The organism is Curtobacterium sp. MCSS17_011, assembly GCF_003224275.1.
Taxonomy (GTDB): Bacteria; Actinomycetota; Actinomycetes; order Actinomycetales; family Microbacteriaceae; genus Curtobacterium.
Genome location: NZ_QKLE01000018.1, coordinates 24,414 through 43,290 on the forward strand (window position 1 = coordinate 24,414; position 18,877 = coordinate 43,290).

The following is an 18,877-nucleotide window of genomic DNA, read 5'->3' on the forward strand; positions in this document are numbered from 1 at the left end:
TTTCCGTCGGCCCCGGGCGGGTGCCGCTCAGTCGTCCTGACGGCACCCGCCACCCTCGATCGTGATCGGAGGAACATGACCGGCAAGCCGACCATCTACGACGTCGCCGCGGCAGCACATGTGTCCCATCAGACCGTGTCCCGCGTCCTCAACGGATCCGAACGGGTGCGCCCAACGACGCGGACCCAGGTCGCGGCCGCGATCCGCGCACTGCACTACCAACGAGACGACCACGTCGCTGCGCTTGGTCGACGTCGCCGCACAGCTTCGGACTGGATAGGTCCCAGAGCAGAGAGGGAGGCTCGCGAGTAGACACTTCACCGGATGCTTGCTCCGCAAGCTGTGTCAGAATCGTCCTGCGTTCATGGTGTGCGCAACCAACCGGCCCTCGGGTCGGTTTTTTTGTACCCAGAAGTCCCCGCCACGATCAACGCAGCAGGGATGCGCATTCAGAGCGGGTTCCGGCCGCATCCTCCTCACGGAGGCCCCAGTCCTCGGACGTGCACGGTGCACGACCCGAGAGCCAACCGGTCGGCTGACAGATCGAACGGTGGAGGTTCCATGCTCCAGCTGTCGATTGAGATCCCTGCCCCCGCCGCCTACGCGGTCGGCTTCGCCCTAGCGGTGCTTTTCATCGCGATCGCGATCCGCCACGTGTGGTCGATCCTGAACGACAAGGCGGCCCGCCGCGTCGCTCGGATGCAGCGGGCCAAGGCGCTTCGCAAGAAGTAGCCGGACTCAAAAAACGCAAGGAGAACGACGTATGACGCGCTCGCGAGAACTGGCATCGGCCCGCAGACTCGTTCGGAGTCACGAGGATGTGTGGTCGGAGGAGTGTCGCGACGGCGCCTGTGGCACGTCGGCGGTCGACGGATTCCTCGGCGGAAGCGACTGCGCGCGAGGGTCGACGTTGCGCTCGTTCGGCCGATGGACACGTGATCGTCATCCGCCTGTCACCCGCACGGCCCGACGGGTCACGTCGGCGCAGCACAATGGTCTAGACCGATCCGGCGTACGCTGTGCCACCGGGCGGGTCGAGACGCCGAACGACAGGACCCAGACGATGCCCCCGACCAGCACCGGAACCGCTTCCATCCTCGAGGGCAACAGCCTGAAGGCGGAGGATGTGGCGCTGCTCGACTCCCGTACCCGGACAATGGTGGAACACCGACGGGCGCGACTCGGTCCGGCGTACCGGCTCTTCTACCGGCGACCGGTCGAGCTCGTCCGCGGGGCGGGTGCCCGCGCTTGGGACGCCGACGGCAACGAGTACCTCGACCTGTACAACAACGTGCCGTCCGTCGGTCATGCGCACCCTGTGGTCGTCGACGCTGTCGAGCGGCAAATGCGGACGCTCAACACACACACCCGCTACCTGCACACGGGGGTCCTCGCCTACGCGGACGACCTGCTCTCGACGATGCCGGAGCCGCTCGATCAGGTGATGTTCGTCTGCACCGGATCCGAGGCGAACGACCTCGCGCTCCGCGTGGGGCGTGCCTACACGGGCGGGCGGGCGTGGATCGCGACGCGTGAGGCCTACCACGGCAACACCGCCCTGGTGTCGGCGCACTCGCCCGCCCTGTCCGCGGCTGAGGAGATGGACCCGGCACTCCGGATCGTGGAGCCGCCGGACACCTACCGGCACGGCTCGTCCGAGGCCGCGGGGGCGGCGTTCCTCTCGGGCGTCGCTGCAGCGATCGCGGAGGTCGAGGCATCGCGGGACGGGTTCGCCGGCCTGATCGTGGACTCATCGTTCTCCTCGGACGGGGTCTTCACCGGGGAGCCGGGGATGATCCGCGCTGCGGTCGACCTGGTACACCGACACGGCGGAGTGCTCGTGGCGGACGAGGTGCAGCCCGGGTTCGGGCGCACGGGTGAGGCCTTCTGGGGCTTCGCGCGCCACGGCCTCGTGCCGGACCTCGTGACGACCGGTAAGCCGATGGGCAACGGCTTCCCCGTAGCCGCGATGGCCGCGCGCTCCGAGGTGCTCGAGCCGTTCGCGTCGCAGCGACCGTACTTCAACACATTCGGCGGCAACCCCGTCGCGATCGCGGCCGCGCAGGCGGTCCTCGACGTCGTCCGCGACGAGGGGCTCCAGGAGCGCGCGCTGCACGTGGGCAGGGTGCTGCGTGACGGCCTCCGCGAACTCGCCGGTACCCACGCGGTCATCGGGGACGTCCGTGGTGCTGGGCAGTACACGGGCGTCGAGCTCGTCCTCCACGGCGATCCCGCGCAGCCAGCGTCGACGACCGCGCTCGACCTGCTCGAGGAACTGCGTGAGCGTCGGGTTCTGACGAGCGTCTGCGGTCCGACGAACAACGTGCTGAAGCTCCGGCCGCCGCTCGCGTTGAGGGAGACGGACGTCCCGCGGTTGCTCGACGCGCTCGACGGCGGACTCACCGCCCTGGGGGTCTGACGTGGCCGAGTCCGCGACCGCCGACGACCTGCTCGCCGCAGCGCGTCGCGCAGCCCCGGGCGGTGGCGGTCCGGCGCACCTCCGCATCGCCGACTGGCTCCGTGACCACGCGGGGGCCCACACCGCCCCGGGTGCCCGTCTGCCGTCGGAGCGGGCGCTCGCTGAGGCCTTCCGTGTCAGCCGGATGACGCTCCGTCACGCGCTCGACGCGCTCGAGCGCGACGGGCACCTGGTACGCCGGCCGGGGACGCGCGGCGGACTCGTGGTCGCACACCCGCGCGCCCGCGTCGACATCGCGGACCTGGTCGGGCTGACCCCGCAACTGCAGCGGACGGTCGACACCGTCGAGTCGCGTCTGGTCCTCGCGCGGACGATGGTGGCGCCGCCCAAGGTCGCCCGAGCCCTCGGCATCGCGGCAGCGGCGGGGGCCGAGCTCCTCGCCGGCGACGTGCACGCCGTCACCCGCGTGCGGATTGCCGACGAGGTACCCGTCGTCCTGGAGCGTTCGTTCTTCCCGGCCGCGCGGTTCCCGGATCTGCTGGACCACGACCTCGACGGCTCCCTCTACGAACTCCTGCGGACCCAGTACGGCGCCGCCCCGACGCGTGCCGACCAGGAACTCCTGCCCGTGGTGCTCGCGGACGAAGAAGCCGTGCTGCTCGACACGGAGCCCGGTGTCCCGGTGCTCGTCGTCAAGCGCACGGCCCTGTCCGGCGAGGTGCCGGTCGAGTACAGCCAGGACGTCTTCCTCCCGGAGCACCTGCGTCTGGCCGTGTCGGGCCGCATCACCAACGCCGCGCGCTGACCTCGCCACTGGTCTAGACCAAATTCACCTCGGCACCGCCCGGCGTTCACCTCCGCTCCACGCGATCGCATGAGGCTGTCGGTGTCCCCCCGGATCCCCACCGAAGGAAGTCATGTCCCTCTCAGTCAGTTCCTCCCGCCGCGGTTTCCGCCGGGCCCTCGCCGCGGGTGCGGCCCTCGCGACCACCGCCCTGCTCCTCACTGGGTGCGCGACGTCGAGCGACGCGTCCGCCTCCGAGAAGGTCGGATCGGACCTCGCCGAGATCACGAAGCTCGCGAAGCAGGAGGGGAAGCTGACCCTCCTCGCGTACCCGCGGACCTGGGCCAACTACGGCAAAACGATCGACGCCTTCGAGAAGGAGTACGGCATCGACGTCACCGTCAAGAGCCCGAACGCCTCGAGCGCCGAGGAGCTCACTTCGCTGAAGAACCTCAAGGGGCAGTCGAGCTCCGCGGACGTGTCCGACATCGGGTACTCGTTCACCGAGTCGGCCATCAAGCAGGGTCTGACCGAGCAGTACACGCCGAGCGTCGCGGACGAGGTCCCGTCGAACTTGAAGGACCCGGACCACAACTGGACCGGTGCGTACTACGGGGTGCTCAGCATCGGCGTCGACGCGAACAAGGTCGACGTCCCGAAGACGTTCGACGACCTGCTCGACCCGCAGTACAAGGGGAAGATCTTCATCGGTGACCCGCGCGAAGGCGCGTCGGCCCTTGCCACGGTGTCCGCGGCAGCGCTGGCGAACGACGGGAGCCTGACGGACGTCCAGCCCGGCATCGACTTCTTCGCGAAGCTCGCGAAGGGCGGCTACCTCGTCGACGCCTCCTCGAACGCGGCGGCGCTCGAGACCGGCCAGGCCGCAGTGACGTTCGACTGGAACTACAACTACTCCGGCGTGCAGTCCGAGATGGACGAGGCCGGCGTCGACCTTCGAACCACCGTGCCGTCCGACGGGGTCTTCGGCAACTACTATGCGCAGCCCATCACCGCGGACGCCCCGCACCCGAACGCCGCGCGCCTCTGGGTCGAGTGGCTGCTCGGTGGCGCCGGCGCGAACAACTACGCCGAGTCCGGCGCCGTCCCCGCCCGTTACGCCGCGATGGCCGAGGCCGGGACGCTCACGGACGCCGCGAAGGAGGGTCTGCCGGACGCCGACACCCTCGCCGAGATCGAGTTCCCGACCACGGAGAACGGCGACGCCGCGACCACCCTCGTCGTCGACCAGTGGGGCTCGAAGGTCGCCTCGAAGTGACCTCGCCCGTCACCCGCCAGGTCGCCGGTCCGCCACGTGCGGGCCGGCGGCCCCGGCCGTCCCTCGCAGGGCTCGGGGCCGTCCCCTTCCTCGCGTTCATGGCGGTGTTCCTCGTGATCCCGCTCCTCGTCAATGTCTGGACCGCCCTGCACGACGACGCCGGTGCGTGGTCGGTCGAGGCGTTCGCTCGCCTGGTCGGGCAGCAGTACCGGTCGGCGTTCCTCAACACCGCCGCGCTCTCCGCGACGACCGCCGTGCTCGGCGGACTGCTCGGCCTCGTCCTGGCCTGGGCGATCGCGACGTCGGCCAGGGTGCTGTGGCTCCGTGACCTGCTCCTGTCCTTCTCGGGCGTCGCATCGCAGTTCGCCGGGGTCCCGCTGGCCTTCGCCTTCGTCGCCGCGATCGGCGTCCAGGGCGTGGTCACCTCCCTCGTCCGCGACCTGACCGGTTGGGACCTGGCGAACTCGTTCTCCTTGTCGTCGTTCGGCGGGCTGACCGTCGTGTACCTGTATTTCCAGGCACCCCTGATGACGGTCCTGGTGCTCCCCGCCGTGGCGGGCATGCGCACCGAGTGGTCCGAATCGGCCACGAGTCTCGGCGCGAACCGCCTCCAGTACCTCCGTGACGTGGCGCTCCCGATCCTGGCTCCCGCGGTCGGCGGGGCGGCACTGCTCCTGTTCGCCAACTCCTTCAGTGCCTACGCGACCGCGTACGCCCTCGCCGGGGGCGGGGCGAACCTGGTCGCGATCCTCGTCGGCTTCTTCATCTCGGGGAACGTCCTCATCGACGAATCGTTCGCAGCGGCGCTCGCGACGGGCATGATCGTGGTCGTGGCGGTCGCGATGACCGTCCGCTGGGCGCTCAGCCGTCGCAGCTCGAGGTGGCTCAGATGAGCCGCTGGAGCGACGGCGTCCGCGCGGGCGTCCTCGTCGGCGCCGCGGTGCTCTTCGCCGTCCCGCTCGTCGCGAGCGCGGTGTTCGGGTTCTCGTCGGCGGGGGCCGTCACCGCGGAACCGCTCCTCGACGCCGTCGCGAGCCCGGAGTTCTGGCCCGACGCCCTGGCGAGCCTGCTGCTGGCGGTCCTGACGACCCTGGCGGTGCTCGTCCTGCTGGTCCCGACACTGTTCTGGCTGCACCTGCGCGCACCGCGCCTCCTGGGCCTGACCGAAGCGCTGTCGGTCCTGCCGCTGGTCGTCCCTGCCGTCGCCCTGGTGAACGGCGTGAACCTCGCCTTCCGGGCCACCGTGCCCGGGTTCCTCGTGAGCCTGTACAGTCTCGTCCCGTTCTACGTCGTCCTCGTCATGCCGCTCGTCTACCGAGCCCTCGACGGCGGATTCCGTGCCGTCGACCTGCCCACGCTCGTCAACGCGAGCACGAGCCTCGGCGCCGGGCCGTTCCGGACGTTCTTCGCCGTGGTGCTGCCGAACCTGCGGCAGGCGGTCGTGAACGCCGCACTGCTGACCACGGCGCTCGTCCTGGGGGAGTTCGCGTTGGCGACGCTCCTGTTGCACGACACCTACCCGGTGTTCCTCGCCCAGATCGGGCAGGACAGCCCGCGAGCGGCGGCGGCCCTCGCGGTCCTGACCCTGGTCGGCACCTGGGCGCTCCTCGCCGGCTTCACGCGGCTCGCCGGCCGTCGGCCCGGCGCCCACCACGACCGATCCGCCCCTGCCTTCCGGACCGCGACGACTCCCGCGCCGGTTCCCACCCCAGCCCTCGAGAGGACCACATCGTGACCGACCACTCCACATCCGTGCGGCTCGTCGGCGTCGAGAAGCGCTACGCCGGCCGTCGCGTCCTGGACGCGGTCGACCTCGACGTCAACGGCGGCGAACTCGTCGCCCTCCTCGGCCCGTCCGGTTGCGGGAAGACCACGGCGCTGCGGATCATCGCGGGCTTCGAACGACCGGACGGCGGCGCCGTCCGCATCGGCGACCTCGACGTGACGAACGTCCGAGCGAGCCGTCGCGGCGTCGGACTGGTGTTCCAGGCGTACTCGCTGTTCCCCCACATGACCGCGTCCGAGAACGTCGCGTACGGCCTCGGGCTGCGCGGCACCGGACGCCGTGGGCGCGCAGCACGTGCTGCCGAGCTCCTGGGCATGGTCGGACTCGAGGAACACGGCGAGAAGTACCCGCACCAACTCTCCGGTGGGCAGCAGCAGCGCGTGGCACTGGTCCGTGCCCTCGCCATCGAGCCGCGTGTCCTCCTGCTCGACGAGCCGCTCTCCGCGCTCGACGCGCAGGTCCGCCAACGGCTCCGCGAGGAGATCCGGCGCATCCAGCGCGACAGCGGCACGACGACGGTCATCGTCACGCACGACCAGGAGGAAGCACTCACCATGGCGGACCGGGTGGCGGTCATGCGGGACGGTCGCATCGACCAGATCGGCACACCGGACGAGGTCTACGGCAACCCCGCGACGCCCTTCGTGTCGTCGTTCGTCGGCGTCGTGAACCGGGTGCCCGCGGTGATGCGCGATGACTGGACGGTCTCCGCGTTCGGTCGTGACGTCCTCGTCACCAACGGTTCGGACCACCTCCCCGGCAGCTTCGTCACGGCGCTGGTGCGTCCCGAGGCGATCCACCTGGAGCGGGGCGGAGGCGACGCCGAGGTCATCGGCTCGACGCTCCGCGGCGCGATGTCGAGCGTCGCACTCCGGATGCCCGGCTCCACGGATCTGGTCCGCGTCGATCTGCCGTCCGCCGAGGCCCGGCGGTTCACCCTCGGCGAGCGGGTCACGGTGACCTGCACCGCGCGGAGCGTGGTCGTCGACGATGCGGACCGACGTACGCCGGGGCCGACCGGAGCAGCCGCGTGACGCGCCGGAAGCTCCTCCTCGTCGGCATCGACGGCCTCCGCGTCGACGACGCCCTGACGGACGGAGCCGCACCCGCACTCGCGTCGATCGTGCGCGACGGCGGGATCCTCCCCATGACGATGGAGGTCCCGACGATCTCCGGTCCGGGGTGGAGCTCAATCCTCACCGGTGCCACTCACGCGCAGCACGGCGTGTTCGACAACTCCTTCTCCGGCAACACGCTGCACCGCTCCGCGGACTTCCTCAGCCGCATCGGCCGCGACCTGGACCGCGGCACCTTTGCGGCCTCCGGTTGGCCGCCCCTCGTCGACCCGGCGGGTCCCGGACCGGTCATCGCGACACGGTCGGACGACCAGCGGGCCGGTCGGCACCGGATCGTCGTGCGCGACGGCGAGACGTACGGGTACCGGTACGCGGACGGCGACATCACCGCGTTCGCCCTTCTCGCGCTCCGCGAGGCCGGTCCCGACGCGTCGTTCGTCTACCTCGGTGAGACGGACGAGGCGGCGCACCTGTACGGCGGCACCTCGAGCGAGTACGCGGCAGCCACCCAGCGCGTCGACCAGCACCTGGCACGACTCGCGTCGGCGGTGACCCGGCGGTCCGTCGACCATGACGAGGAGTGGGTCGTCGCGGTGACCACCGACCACGGTCACGTCGACGAGGGCGGCCACGGATGGGACGCTCCCGTGCTCACGCGGTCGTTCCTCGCCACGGTCGTCCTCCGCGACGGCGTGGCGGGGCCACTGCCGGAAGCGCCGGAGGCGCTCCGCCCGGAGACGGTCGCGGACCTCCTGGTCGACGTCGTCCTCACACCGGGCACGACGTCCTGACCGTCGTCCGCACCGGACGGGAGGGGCGGCGCCGGTCGGCACCGCCCCTCCCGTCCGACGGTCCTGGGTCTCACCCACCGTCGTCGACGCCGTGATCGTCGTGCTGCTGCTCACCGCGCTCCGAGCAGGCATCGGTCATCGAGACGCCGGTGCTGGTGCAGCCTGAGACCCCGGAGGTCGAGGACTACGCTCCGTGTTTATGGGACGCGGAGAACGAACGACCCGGCAGTTTCTTCGGATTCAAGCGGCGGTCGGGACGGTCCTCTGCCCGCTCGTCGCCGTCACCCTCGTCGTCATCGGAGTCGTGCGAGCAGCAAGTGACGCTCCGCAGGGAGGATCAGGGCTTGGCTTTCTGGTCCTTCTCGTGTTCGTGCTCTTCGGAGGAACGTTCATTTGCTGGCATCGTTTCCGTGTCCTCAGCCGCTCGGATGTACCGCTGACAGAACGGACTGATGCATCGTCCCAGTAGCGGATCCTTGGGTTCAGCCGGTCGTTGCAACACCACCGTGATTCGGAGTGCTGCAGATGGGATCCAGGCTGGAACACCGCGCTCGAGAGGCGCGGTTCTGGGAGCTATTGAGACAGGGCCTCGGACGAACGGCGGCCTGTGATGCTGTCGGCGTGGACCGACGTCAGGGATACCGATGGGTCAAAGCAGCCAGCGGACGCAACCCGTTCGCCCACAAGCCCCGCTCGGACCGGTATCTGAGCCAGGAGGAGCGGCTGCAGATCGCGGACCTGCGTCTCAGCGGTGCTGGTGTGCGTGCGATCGCGAAAGCCCTCGGCCGGGCACCGTCGACGATCAGTCGTGAGCTGACAAGGAACGCCGCGGCTGGCGGCAGCTACCGGCCGTACTCCGCGGAGAAGCAATGCCGGGCGCGAGCGCGGCGCCCGAAACCGCGGAAGCTGGACCGGGTCGAGCTTGCCCTGCAGGTTGAGCTGCGGTTGGTGCGGAACTGGTCCCCGGAGCAGATCCGTGATGACCTGACACGGTCCTTCCCGAACCGGCCGGAGATGCACGTGTCGCACGAGACGATCTACCAGTCCCTGTTCGTCCAGGGCCGCGGCCACCTGCGCGCTGACCTGCACAAACACCTCCGCACCGGACGCGCGATCCGCCGACACCGGGGTGAGCCTCGGCGGGCGTCGTGGTCGAAGATCCGGGACATGGTCCTAATCAGTGAACGCCCCGCCGAGGCCGACGATCGGGCCGTGCCCGCCACTGGGAAGGGGACCTGATCGTCGGGACCAACGCTAGGAGCGCGATCGGCACCCTCGTCGAACGCACGACCAGGTACGTGATGCTGCTGCACCTGCCGAACGGGCACAGCGCCGACGCCGTCCGCGACGCGATGATCCCCACCATCCAGACCCTGCCCGTGCATCTGCGTCGGTCGTTGACGTGGGATCAGGGCACGGAGCTTGCCCGGCACAAAGACATCACCCTCGCCACGGATCTTGCGATCTACTTCTGCGACCCGCACAAGCCCTGGCAGCGCGGCTCGAACGAGAACACCAACGGCCTGCTCCGGCAGTACTTCCCGAAGTCCACCGACCTCACCATCCACACCCCGGAACGGCTCCTCGAAGTCGCTGCCGAACTGAACGGACGCCCCCGCAAAACCCTTGGCTATCGCACCCCAGCAGAAGCCTTCGAACAGCTACTCTCGGACCCGAAACAACCACCCGTTGCAACGACCCGTTGAAACCGCCGATCTTCTACCGGACGCTCGACGAACCTGCGCCCCGGAGGCGCTGGCTTCTCGGCTGTGTGAGCAGCACTGCTCGTCGTTTTCGCGGCACTCAGGCGTCACGGTTCGAAGTCGAAGTCGAAGTCCCAGTCGAGGTCGGGGATGTCGGTCATTTCCTCGGGCCAGGCGGGTCTGCTGGGGTGGAGTTTGTAGGTGGCGCGTTCGAGGCGTTCGATGACGGCGACGTCGAGGGGCTCGTCGGGGCTGTCCGGGACGGGGGTGGAGAAGATCTGGCTGGCGGGTCCGATCAGCAGGTGCGCGTAGGCGCGGCTGCCGGCGTCGGTGACGACGGGGATCTCGACGACGTCAGCGATGTGTGCTTCGCCGAGCGCGCGGGCATACCGGAGCAGTGCTTTGCAGGTTCGGTCCCCGGTGAGGACGCTGCCGGAGGCGTAGTGGATTCGTCGCATGGGGGTGCCTTCGCGTCGGTCGGGTTCAGTCGCTGATGTCGTCCGTGGACGAGGCGGCAGTTTCGAACCTGGTGGAGTGTTCGATGTTGTAGTCGTCGACGATCGCGATCTCGGTGGTGGCGGTGATGAGCAGCTGCGCGCGGGTGAAGCGTCCCTCTGTGGCGTTCACGGTCAACCAGAACGCCGGTTCGGCGGCGAGGCTTGTCATGATGTGGTCCCGCAAGGTGTCGGGATCCTGGTCGGCGACGGTGTAGGCGTTGCCGCCGTAGATCAAGACGGCTCGGCGGCTCATACGGGCTCCTCCGGTGGTGCTGGTTCCGGCACGATGCGCAGGCCCGCGGTGGCGATGGATGCTTGGTGCAACGCTTCCACCCAGTTGCGGTTGATGGATGGGTGGCGGCCACCGTTGTACTTGAACGCCAACGGGATCCCGGGGGCCAACCACAGCGCGGTGCGGCCATCTCCAGTGTCTTGGTTGTCACGCCAGGAGAAGATGAATCCTTCTCCGCGGCGAAGCTTGGATGCGATGACGATCTGGAGGTGAGCGAGGACTCGGTCGTCGAAGTCCGCGACCAACGTCGAGTCGTACGTAAGTTTTCCCATGACGCTTCCTGACCCGGTGATTGGGTAGCGTGCGCCCGGCTGATCACCAGTATGGCGGAGTCCCCTGATCGGGCTCCCAGGCCCGCTAATACTGCAGGTTCAACTTCTTTGTCAATCCCCTTCATCGTGGGGTGAGGGCGTCTTTACCGTTGGTGCACGTTCCGCAGACGCCTGGCTCCGCCGGGTTCAGGGAAGACCTGCTCCAGGCGTGCCGAACGTTCGAGGACAGCCATGAAGATCGTGCGCAACGTTCGGAGCAGGGCGTCTGTTCGCGACTCCAGATGGCGTGCGCAGCCCTCCGCCGCACGCTGTGAGGGTCGCACCGTCCCCTCCGTGGAGGATGTGCGGCTGGAGCTGGTCGGTGACGACCAGTGGCGGGTCATGAACGTGGCGCTCGAGCCCACCGACGTGACCGCGCTCCTCGGATTCGTCGAACGTATCGCAGGGGTTTTCGAGGCGACGTTCTTCAGCGACCCGACGACGATCCGCCGGTTCGCGACCGGCGAGGATGCGCGGCGAGCGTTCGTCCCGTCCGGCCCAACAGCAGACGTTTCGGTGGTCGTGGAGGCCGGAACATCTGGGCCGGGAGCCATCCCGATGTGGTTGCAGCGCCCCGGGCCGGAGCGTCACGCGGTCGCGGCTACTGATTTCTGATCAACCGGCCCCAGGACAGGGATCGGAACGGGGGATGTTCCTTCCCCGCCGAGCGGGAGAGCACACCCGGCCGAGATCGCATCCCGCCGCGAACGGCGCCGACAGGACAACCGGACCGCTGCCAGCGGGCAGCCCGACGAGAAAGCAGGACGACCCTTGGGGCAGTACATCTCCAACCCTGACACCGTTCCAGCTCAGCTGGTGACGCACACGCGCATCGGGCGGTTGCGCGCGCACGCGTCGCTCGAGAGCCTCCCCAACCACGACCCAACCCTCTACGAAGACTTGTTCCGTGACGAGGCGTCGGTGCGCTGGGGGTGGCAGCGATGAGCATCGCACCCGTCGCCACTCCAACCGTATCGGCATCACACGACGTGTCAGCGGTCCGGGTGGAAGCCGCCGGTACCAGCCCGGACCGAGCGATGGCGGACCTGCCTGGCCTCTACGCCGGTCAGCACTGGGCGACAAGAACAACGACGGCGGCCTACGCCTACCGGTACCTCGCCGTCGGGGACAGCCGCCTCACTCTCCGCCGTTCCCGCATGCGCGGTCACCTGCGCGGCGATGTGCCGCCCGGCGAGGATTACATCGTGGTGATGCTCCATGCCGGTACCACCAGCCTCGACGCCGCTGGCCTGCAGACTGCAGTAGAACCGGGCATGCCGACGCTCATTCTCCCGACGCAGTCGACCGAGTTTGAGGCAGAAGACTACGACCAGCGCCTGGTGCACCTTGACCGTGCCTTCGTGCACGCCGTCGCGGCGGAACGCTACGACACGAGCCGGGACCTCGACACCATCGGCCAGCATGCTGCTGTCACACCGGAAGCGCTGCACCAGTGGAGGTGCACCCTCGAAACCGTTTCCGCTGTCCTCGGTGACGGTGGTGTGACCTCGCTGCTGTGGCACCACGCTGCCCGCGCCGCCGCCACCGCGCTCCTCGACCTGTTCCCGCCGGAAGCCGATCCTCTTCCCGAGGCGCTGCGCTACCCGCGGAACGCGCGGATCCGGCAGGCGGTGGAGTACCTCCACGAGCACGCCGCGGAACCGGTGATGATCGGTGATGTCGCCCAGGCGACGGGGCTCAGCGTGCGCAGCATCCAAGAGGCCTTTCAACGGCATCTCGCGGCAACCCCGATGGCCTACCTGCGTGACCTTCGACTCGACCACGTCCGCGAGGAACTGCTCCAACAAACCCCGGAGACGACTGCCGTCAGCACGATCGCCCGCCGCTGGGGTTTCGCCCACCTCGGCCGGTTCGCCGGCGAGTACGTCCGGAAGTTCGGCGAATACCCCAAAGACACCCTCCGCAGGTGAACACGTCACCAGCACGCGAGCTCGACGAGGTTCCGAGCGGAGGTTTTTCCACGGTCATGCTGCAGGGCGCATCAACGACTGGCGGCCGCGCGCGCGTTGCACGGAAAACTGGCCCGGTCGACCCCTACCCGGGGGGTGTGGGTGGGCGTAGCTTCAGGGCATCGCTTGCACCGCTCGGGGTGAAGCTGAGCAGGCGCCCGGCTCCCGGGCCGGTTGGCGCCAGAGGCGTACTGATGAACACTCACCGAGCCCAGGCTCAAGTTGTCCCGGAACGCACCGTCGCGGACCGGTTCCGCTCATGACAAGCAACTACGAACTCCGCTCCGGATCCCCGCCGGACTCCGGCCTGAGCCTGCCCTTCCTCACCCTCGTTCCGGGCGACGGGGCGTCGGTTGCGACGTTCGGAACGTTCGCCGGCAACGAGACGATCTCGAGCACCGACAGTCGCGCTGGCCGAATCGACCAGCTCCAGTTCGACCTCAACGAAGGACCCTGCTGGGACGCACTCCAGCAGAACCAACCCGTCGTAGAACCCGACGTGCGAAACCACCCCACGAACCGGTGGCCCGCATTCCTCCCGGCTGCCGCCGACGACGGGGTAGGAGCGCTGTTCGCGATACCGCTCCGGTTCGGCCCCTTCCTCCTGGGCGCCGTTGACGTCTACGCACGGGGCCCGCTGCACGTGTCAGCAGATGCGGCGACAGCTGCGGTGGCCCTCGCCGACGCTGTCAGCCGACGAATCCTGCACCGACTCATCGTCCACCGCGACCACTCCGCCCCGATCCGACAGTTGCAGCGGCGCAGCGTGCATCAGGCGGCCGGCATCGTTCTCGCCCACCTCGGCCTTACCCCCACCGACGCGTACCTCCTCATCCAAGGACACGCAGCCGCCCGCGATGAAACCACCGCGGACACCGCCAACCAGATCCTCACCGGCGAACTCCGCATCACGCCCACCGGCGACCTCACCACCGAACCGCACGCACTCCCGCCAAGTTCTCACGTGTGAGCAGCACTGCACGGTGGACACCGTCGTCCCGTATGACGATCCCTGACTGGGACAGCGCCAGCATCGGGCTGCGTTGGGCAGTCACCCTCGTCCCAGCGGGATACCGGTTGCACGTTCACGAGGCTACTGAGAGTCCTAAATCTCGCTGGGGGATGATGCCTTCCTCCCCGGTGCCGGTGTTCGTGGCTCCTCACCTCTCGGTCAGGCGCAGCGCCAACCTGTGGCGGCCAACTTCGGGCAGGCCTCCACTTGGCGAACCTCTCCACTTTCCCACCCACCTGTGGTTGCGTGCAGGTATGGCGTGCAGTGGGACGCCGTGGGAGGGACGCAAGACCATGGCAGAGACGGCGCCGATCGGGTTCACGCGCACCCGGCCAGCCCCGGCCGGATCGCACAGCGGCACCTCGAGGTACTCGGGCCTGCTGAAGCAGGTCAAGTCGCGTGGCCTGCTGGAGCGCCGCACCGGCTACTACTGGATGGTGTTCGCCGTGCTGATCGTGACCCTCGGGCTTGCGTGGACGGCGTTCGTGTTCCTCGGCGCGTCGTGGTGGCAGCTCATCGTCGCTGGCGTGCTGGGCGTGCTGTTCACCCAGTTCGCGTTCCTGTCCCATGAGGCAGCTCACCGTCAGGTGTTCGCATCGAACCGGTGGAATGACCGCACCGCCCAGTACGCCGGGACGTTTCTGGCGGGGGTGAGCTACTCGTGGTGGATGAACAAGCACACCCGGCACCATGGCAACCCGAACACGGTTGGGAAGGACCCGGACGTGTCCTTCGACGCTCTCTCGTTCCGGGAGGAGGACGCAGCGAAGCGGCGCGGTTTCCTTCGCGTGCTGGTCCGGGTGCAGGGGTATGCGTTCTTCCCGCTGCTGCTGCTTGAAGGTGCGAACCTGCACTGGCAGTCCGCGAGGGTCCTCGGCAATGTGAAGGAGATCCGGGGACGCCGTATCGAGGCGACGCTGTTCCTGCTCCGTTTCGTCGTCTACCTCGGCGTGGTGTTCTGGTTCCTGCCCGTGGGGATGGCGTTCGCGTTCCTCGGCGTGCAGCTGGCGGTGTTCGGCCTGTACATGGGTGCGTCATTCGCGCCGAACCACAAGGGCATGCCGATGATCCCCCACGACCAGAAGGTCGACTTCTTCAGCCGGCAAGTGCTGACCTCCCGCAACATCCGCGGCGGCTGGTTCATGGCCCACTTCATGGGCGGACTGAACTACCAAATCGAGCACCACCTGTTCCCGAACATGCCCCGGCCACACCTCGCTGCCGCCCGCCGGATCGTGCGGGACTACTGCGCCGAACACGACGTCCCGTACACGGAGACCACGCTGATCGACTCGTACCGGATCGTCGTGGGCTACCTCAACCGCGTCGGGCTCGCCGCTCGGAACCCGTTCGAGTGCCCCCTCGTCGCAGAACGACGCGTCCGATAGCGTTGCGTTGCGCGCCACCGTCGGGGCCCCCTCAGGGATCCTCGTCCAGCCAGTTTGAACGCGTAGCCGCGCTGGGGGACGGCTCCGTCGGCCTCATGCGTATGTATGGTTCACCGCGTAAAATGTCCCAGCCGCGAACGTTCACTTGCGTGAATTGTTCACGTTGTGAAACAGTCTTGGCACTCCCTCGGATGGGGGTGGCCCTAATTGGGTCGATCGCTGAACGACGAAAGGGACTTCTCGTGCGTAGCACCTATCAGAGCTTCCCCCAGAGCGGACGCATCACCGGTACTCACCAGCGGTTCGGTCTCACCGACCCCGCTATTGTCGACGCGTACGTGAACCACCGCGTCAACGACCCCTCGCTGCTCTCCAGCTCGACCGGGCCGTCCTACGCGGACTTCTTCGCCGCACCGGCTCAGTAACGCTCGGTTCACCCCACCCGAAGGGATCACTCGCCTGTGCCATTGACCGTTGTCCGCCGCGAACACATGCACCTGTACGCGCGAGAGCCGCGTTCGCGGTCGGCGAAGAATGCCACTGATGCGATCCTTCGACTGCAGCACGCGGAGGAGCAGCGCCTCGAGCAGGCGCGGATCGGCAGTGGGCTGTCGAAGAACGAGTTCCAGGCCGTCCGGTACATGCTGCAAGCGCACCGCGATGGTCGGGCGATGGGGCCGAAGGACCTCGCGGTGATGTTGAACGTGTCGAACGCGTCGGTGACGAAGATCGTCGACGGGCTCGTCACCAAGGGTGACTTCACCCGTGCTCCGCACCCGACCGATCGTCGCGCGCAGGTGCTGGAGCCGACGGTGCAGGCGGCGAAGAAGATCGATGACGCGTACACGAGCTATCACCAGGTGGTCGTCGAGGTGATCGATCATCTATCGCGTGAGGACAACGATGTGCTCACGCGGTGCCTGGGGCAGATCACCGACGCGCTCATCGCTGCTGGCACGCCGGAGCCGGCGGATGAATACACGGTCATCGACGAGTCCGACGATCACGCCCCCGATTCGGCCAAGTAGCGGGCTCCGCGCGCGTCGCTGCCGTTTGACAGGTGCGGGTGTGCTCGTGCTTCGCGTCCTATCCCGCCGCGAGGTGAGCGGCTGGGTTAGTCCGCGTCGGTGAGGTCTGGCCGGGTGTCGGCATGAATCGGTTCGTTGTGGCCAAAGGTTTTGGCGGCAGCACGTAGCCGTGCGACGAACTCTCGGTCTTCGACTTCGAGTTCGTCCTCGTCGGCGTCCTCGATGACGATCTCGCTGGACGGGCCGATCAGGATCTTCGTGGTCGTCATCGTTCCGTCTTCTGCGACCGCGGGCACGTCGACGGTGTCGGCACGGTCACCGCCGGCGAGGGCTGCGGCGTACTCGATGACAGCATCGGCGACGTCGTCGCTGGTGAGGATCGTGGTGCTGTCGTAGTGGATGTGCTTCATCAGATGCTCCTTCCACTGACATGAAACCGATCCCAGCTGTATGCGGGTGCAGTGCTCCGCTCCGCTCCGCGCAACCAGCCTGGGGCCGGGCTGCTAAGCGGGGTGGGTGCGGGAGTGCAGCCAGCGGGCGTGGGCTTCGATCTGGCTCCGCGCGGATTCCAAGGAGCTGTGCGTTCCCGTGACCGCGTTGTCAGCACTGTGGGCGGCGTACTGGTCCGATCGCGTGACGTCGCCGAGGAGGGTGCCATCCGAGCGGGACGCCGACCAGAAGTCAGCCGTCACTGCGGTCCAGACAAGATCACTCGGCGTGGAAAGTGGCGGCAGCATGCAGGGCTCCCTGTCGGGGCGAGAACGGTGACCCCGAGATCAGGCATCGTCGTGATGCTACGCCCGACGTCTTGGCGCTCCACAGTCCGGCCGCGACCAGCCTTGCCAGTGCTGCACGCCGGACGAATCCGGGTCACCAGCCTCGGGCGACCTGTTTGGTGCGGCGGGGGAGCTCGCCGAACTCGTCCCGGTACGAACCCGCGAACCGTCCGAGGTGCGCGAACCCCGCTCCACGCGCAATCTCCGCGATGGGCAGGTCGGATTCGGATTGCAGCTGCTCCCGCGCCAGGAGGAGTCGAATGCGTCGAAGGTAGGCCAACGGTGTGATGCCGTGATGCCGGCTGAAGGCAGCTTGGAGGCCACGGACGCTCAAGCCGGCAGCATCGGCGATGTCGGCGACGGTGATCTGCTCCGTCGCGTGCTCGAGCAGGAACGTCTCGGCGCGTGCGAACCGGGCACTCGCAGCGGTCTGTGGGCTGGATCGTCCGACGGGCCAGTGCGGAATCGCCGTCAGCAGGCCGCCAGCAGCGAACCGGGTCAGCTCACGTTCCCGCTCCTCTGACACCTCCTCCGGTCCGGCGAGCACTTCCGCGGCGACCGCGCGGACCATCAACCAAAAGGCTGCCAGTGTCGGCCCCTCGGGAACGTGCCGGGGCTGGAACTCCAACGGTCCTGGCGCCCAAGCCCCACGCTCCGCAGCGACCTGCTCGACGGTCGCCCGGTCGATGCGGATGACATCTTTCTGGAACGACTCGAACCGGACCGGTTGCGGCGCGTTCCGGAACAGCACCGGCCGGCCGATCGGGACGCGGTGCCCGTCAACGGTGCCCCGTCCGGACTTCAACCAGACCAGCACTATCGCACTGTCCGGCTCGATCGTGCCCCTGACCACGCCACTGCAGGCCGTCGACTCCAGCGACAACAACCGCGTTCCACGAACCCGCTCCTCGAACGCGAACGTCGCACCACCCGCGTCCACGTCAACGCCGTGCGTCACATGCGTGCGCGCGATCGCATCCGCAGCGACAGCAGGGTCAGCGGTCTGGGCCACGCGTTGGGTGCGACGCATCGGTTCGGTCATCCTCTGATGATGCGGCCAACTCGGCTTATCCACAATACGTAGGGCTAACTTCCGAAAACGGATATTAACCTGGGTGGCGCACAGTGGGCAGCCCTTAGTGGTTCGGGGGATCGATAACCGCGTTCCTGCCGTGCCGCTACCCTCAAACAGGGGGCACGGGAACCACGGGCAGTCATAGGGAGATCGGCCATGAGCACCTACACCAGCGACGACAACGTCGAAGCGGCACGCATCACCACCTTCAAGCGCGCGCGGAAGCAGTGGCGCCGCGAGGGCGTGGTCAATCTCTCCGGCAATGGCAGTGACTTCTTCCGCGATGATGCTCCCGAGCGCGTAAGCCGCTAGAAGAGCGAACGCTTCGACAGGTCCGCCGAAGCGGTCCGCGATACCGGGCCGCCCGGGGCATCAGATGAAGTGCTGATGTCGGTGCTCCGCGCCGGAGGGAGTGGTGACGGCGTAGTGCACCGTCAGGGGCTGCTGCCAGTCCCCGTAGTAGTCGCCCCACTCGTACAGGACGCTGTCTGGGATCACATCGGGTTCGGCGGCGAGTGCTCGTTCCGCGAGGGCGATGAGACGCTGCCGGTCGGTGTCCATGTTGTTCCCTCGTTCGCGATGCCTTGAGCGGAAGCGTGAGCAGCTGCCCCTGAGTCCCACTGGTAGCAAGCGTTTCAGCACGGGACCCTCAGCCGCCTACTCAAGCGCCACGACTTCGATCATCGGCGGCCT

22 protein-coding genes and 1 pseudogene are annotated in these 18,877 nt (G+C 68.1%); 17 read left to right on the plus strand and 6 right to left on the minus strand.

Annotation, left to right across the window (positions count from 1 at the left end):
- Nucleotides 1-75: 75 nt before the first annotated feature.
- The 10 genes and pseudogenes from DEJ17_RS12385 to DEJ17_RS18205 all read left to right on the plus strand — a co-directional run bounded on the left by DEJ17_RS12385 (nt 76) and on the right by DEJ17_RS18205 (nt 9,838).
- Nucleotides 76-312 (plus strand): LacI family DNA-binding transcriptional regulator, encoded by a 237-nt coding sequence (locus tag DEJ17_RS12385; RefSeq protein WP_110894278.1) that lies wholly within the window; start codon nt 76-78, stop codon nt 310-312.
- A 249-nt stretch (nt 313-561) separates the two neighbouring features.
- Nucleotides 562-732, plus strand: a complete 171-nt coding sequence (locus DEJ17_RS17815; RefSeq protein WP_181421161.1) for a hypothetical protein — start codon at nt 562-564, stop codon at nt 730-732.
- Nucleotides 733-1,063: 331 nt separating this feature from the next.
- Nucleotides 1,064-2,419 (plus strand): aspartate aminotransferase family protein, encoded by a 1,356-nt coding sequence (locus DEJ17_RS12390; protein WP_110894280.1) that lies wholly within the window; start codon nt 1,064-1,066, stop codon nt 2,417-2,419.
- 1 nt (nt 2,420) lies between these two features.
- Entirely contained in the window at nt 2,421-3,224 is an 804-nt protein-coding gene (locus tag DEJ17_RS12395) for a GntR family transcriptional regulator (protein WP_110894282.1), read from the plus strand.
- Nucleotides 3,225-3,336: 112 nt separating this feature from the next.
- Entirely contained in the window at nt 3,337-4,479 is a 1,143-nt protein-coding gene (locus tag DEJ17_RS12400) for an ABC transporter substrate-binding protein (protein WP_110894284.1), read from the plus strand.
- The gene (locus DEJ17_RS12405) at nt 4,476-5,372 is read left to right on the plus strand and encodes an ABC transporter permease subunit (RefSeq protein WP_220033648.1); all 897 of its coding nucleotides are present in this window, start codon (nt 4,476-4,478) and stop codon (nt 5,370-5,372) included. The genes DEJ17_RS12400 and DEJ17_RS12405 overlap by 4 nt, the downstream gene beginning before the upstream one ends.
- Nucleotides 5,369-6,214 carry an ABC transporter permease gene (locus DEJ17_RS12410; protein WP_110894286.1) on the plus strand — a complete coding sequence of 282 codons (846 nt, stop codon included), beginning with the start codon at nt 5,369-5,371 and terminating at the stop codon, nt 6,212-6,214. The genes DEJ17_RS12405 and DEJ17_RS12410 overlap by 4 nt, the downstream gene beginning before the upstream one ends.
- Nucleotides 6,211-7,299, plus strand: a complete 1,089-nt coding sequence (locus tag DEJ17_RS12415) for an ABC transporter ATP-binding protein (protein ID WP_258366795.1) — start codon at nt 6,211-6,213, stop codon at nt 7,297-7,299. The genes DEJ17_RS12410 and DEJ17_RS12415 overlap by 4 nt, the downstream gene beginning before the upstream one ends.
- A complete protein-coding gene (locus tag DEJ17_RS12420; protein WP_110894290.1) occupies nt 7,296-8,132 on the plus strand; it encodes an alkaline phosphatase family protein in 837 nt (278 codons plus the stop codon). Before DEJ17_RS12415 ends, DEJ17_RS12420 begins: the two co-directional genes overlap by 4 nt.
- 525 nt (nt 8,133-8,657) lie before the next feature.
- Nucleotides 8,658-9,838, plus strand: a pseudogene (locus tag DEJ17_RS18205) (IS30 family transposase).
- 104 nt (nt 9,839-9,942) lie between these two features.
- On the opposite strand, the gene DEJ17_RS12430 reads toward DEJ17_RS18205, so the two are convergent.
- From DEJ17_RS12430 to DEJ17_RS12440, 3 genes are read right to left on the minus strand one after another with little or no spacing between them, the layout of a single operon-like run.
- Nucleotides 9,943-10,293 (minus strand): hypothetical protein, encoded by a 351-nt coding sequence (locus tag DEJ17_RS12430; protein WP_110894292.1) that lies wholly within the window; start codon nt 10,291-10,293, stop codon nt 9,943-9,945.
- Between the two features lie 25 nt (nt 10,294-10,318).
- Nucleotides 10,319-10,585: a hypothetical protein gene (locus tag DEJ17_RS12435; RefSeq protein WP_110894294.1), complete on the minus strand. Its 267-nt coding sequence runs from the start codon at nt 10,583-10,585 to the stop codon at nt 10,319-10,321.
- Nucleotides 10,582-10,896 carry an ATP-dependent DNA ligase gene (locus DEJ17_RS12440; protein ID WP_110894296.1) on the minus strand — a complete coding sequence of 105 codons (315 nt, stop codon included), beginning with the start codon at nt 10,894-10,896 and terminating at the stop codon, nt 10,582-10,584. Before DEJ17_RS12440 ends, DEJ17_RS12435 begins: the two co-directional genes overlap by 4 nt.
- Nucleotides 10,897-11,229: 333 nt before the next feature.
- Between DEJ17_RS12440 and DEJ17_RS12445 the strand changes: the two genes are divergently transcribed.
- From DEJ17_RS12445 to DEJ17_RS12470, 6 genes are all read left to right on the plus strand, one after another.
- Nucleotides 11,230-11,550 carry a hypothetical protein gene (locus tag DEJ17_RS12445; RefSeq protein ID WP_110894298.1) on the plus strand — a complete coding sequence of 107 codons (321 nt, stop codon included), beginning with the start codon at nt 11,230-11,232 and terminating at the stop codon, nt 11,548-11,550.
- A 326-nt stretch (nt 11,551-11,876) separates the two neighbouring features.
- Nucleotides 11,877-12,866: a helix-turn-helix domain-containing protein gene (locus DEJ17_RS12450; RefSeq protein ID WP_110894300.1), complete on the plus strand. Its 990-nt coding sequence runs from the start codon at nt 11,877-11,879 to the stop codon at nt 12,864-12,866.
- Between the two features lie 298 nt (nt 12,867-13,164).
- Nucleotides 13,165-13,875 carry a GAF and ANTAR domain-containing protein gene (locus DEJ17_RS12455; protein ID WP_110894302.1) on the plus strand — a complete coding sequence of 237 codons (711 nt, stop codon included), beginning with the start codon at nt 13,165-13,167 and terminating at the stop codon, nt 13,873-13,875.
- Nucleotides 13,876-13,907: 32 nt separating this feature from the next.
- Complete coding sequence (locus DEJ17_RS12460) at nt 13,908-15,305, plus strand: acyl-CoA desaturase (RefSeq protein ID WP_309146744.1); 1,398 nt, start codon at nt 13,908-13,910, stop codon at nt 15,303-15,305.
- Between the two features lie 242 nt (nt 15,306-15,547).
- The gene (locus DEJ17_RS12465) at nt 15,548-15,730 is read left to right on the plus strand and encodes a hypothetical protein (RefSeq protein ID WP_110894306.1); all 183 of its coding nucleotides are present in this window, start codon (nt 15,548-15,550) and stop codon (nt 15,728-15,730) included.
- Between the two features lie 42 nt (nt 15,731-15,772).
- Nucleotides 15,773-16,333, plus strand: coding sequence for a MarR family winged helix-turn-helix transcriptional regulator (locus tag DEJ17_RS12470; protein ID WP_146239712.1), 561 nt, complete (start codon nt 15,773-15,775; stop codon nt 16,331-16,333).
- An 86-nt stretch (nt 16,334-16,419) separates the two neighbouring features.
- Here the strand turns inward: DEJ17_RS12470 and DEJ17_RS12475 are convergent, their stop codons facing one another.
- Entirely contained in the window at nt 16,420-16,743 is a 324-nt protein-coding gene (locus tag DEJ17_RS12475; RefSeq protein ID WP_110894310.1) for a hypothetical protein, read from the minus strand.
- Nucleotides 16,744-17,203: 460 nt separating this feature from the next.
- Complete coding sequence (locus DEJ17_RS12485) at nt 17,204-18,151, minus strand: AraC family transcriptional regulator (protein ID WP_110894314.1); 948 nt, start codon at nt 18,149-18,151, stop codon at nt 17,204-17,206.
- A 189-nt stretch (nt 18,152-18,340) separates the two neighbouring features.
- Here DEJ17_RS12485 and DEJ17_RS17820 point away from each other — a divergent pair, with 189 nt between their 5' ends.
- Nucleotides 18,341-18,496: a hypothetical protein gene (locus tag DEJ17_RS17820; RefSeq protein ID WP_181420054.1), complete on the plus strand. Its 156-nt coding sequence runs from the start codon at nt 18,341-18,343 to the stop codon at nt 18,494-18,496.
- A gap of 60 nt (nt 18,497-18,556) precedes the next feature.
- Here the strand turns inward: DEJ17_RS17820 and DEJ17_RS12490 are convergent, their stop codons facing one another.
- Nucleotides 18,557-18,745 carry a hypothetical protein gene (locus tag DEJ17_RS12490; RefSeq protein ID WP_110860361.1) on the minus strand — a complete coding sequence of 63 codons (189 nt, stop codon included), beginning with the start codon at nt 18,743-18,745 and terminating at the stop codon, nt 18,557-18,559.
- Nucleotides 18,746-18,877: the final 132 nt, after the last annotated feature.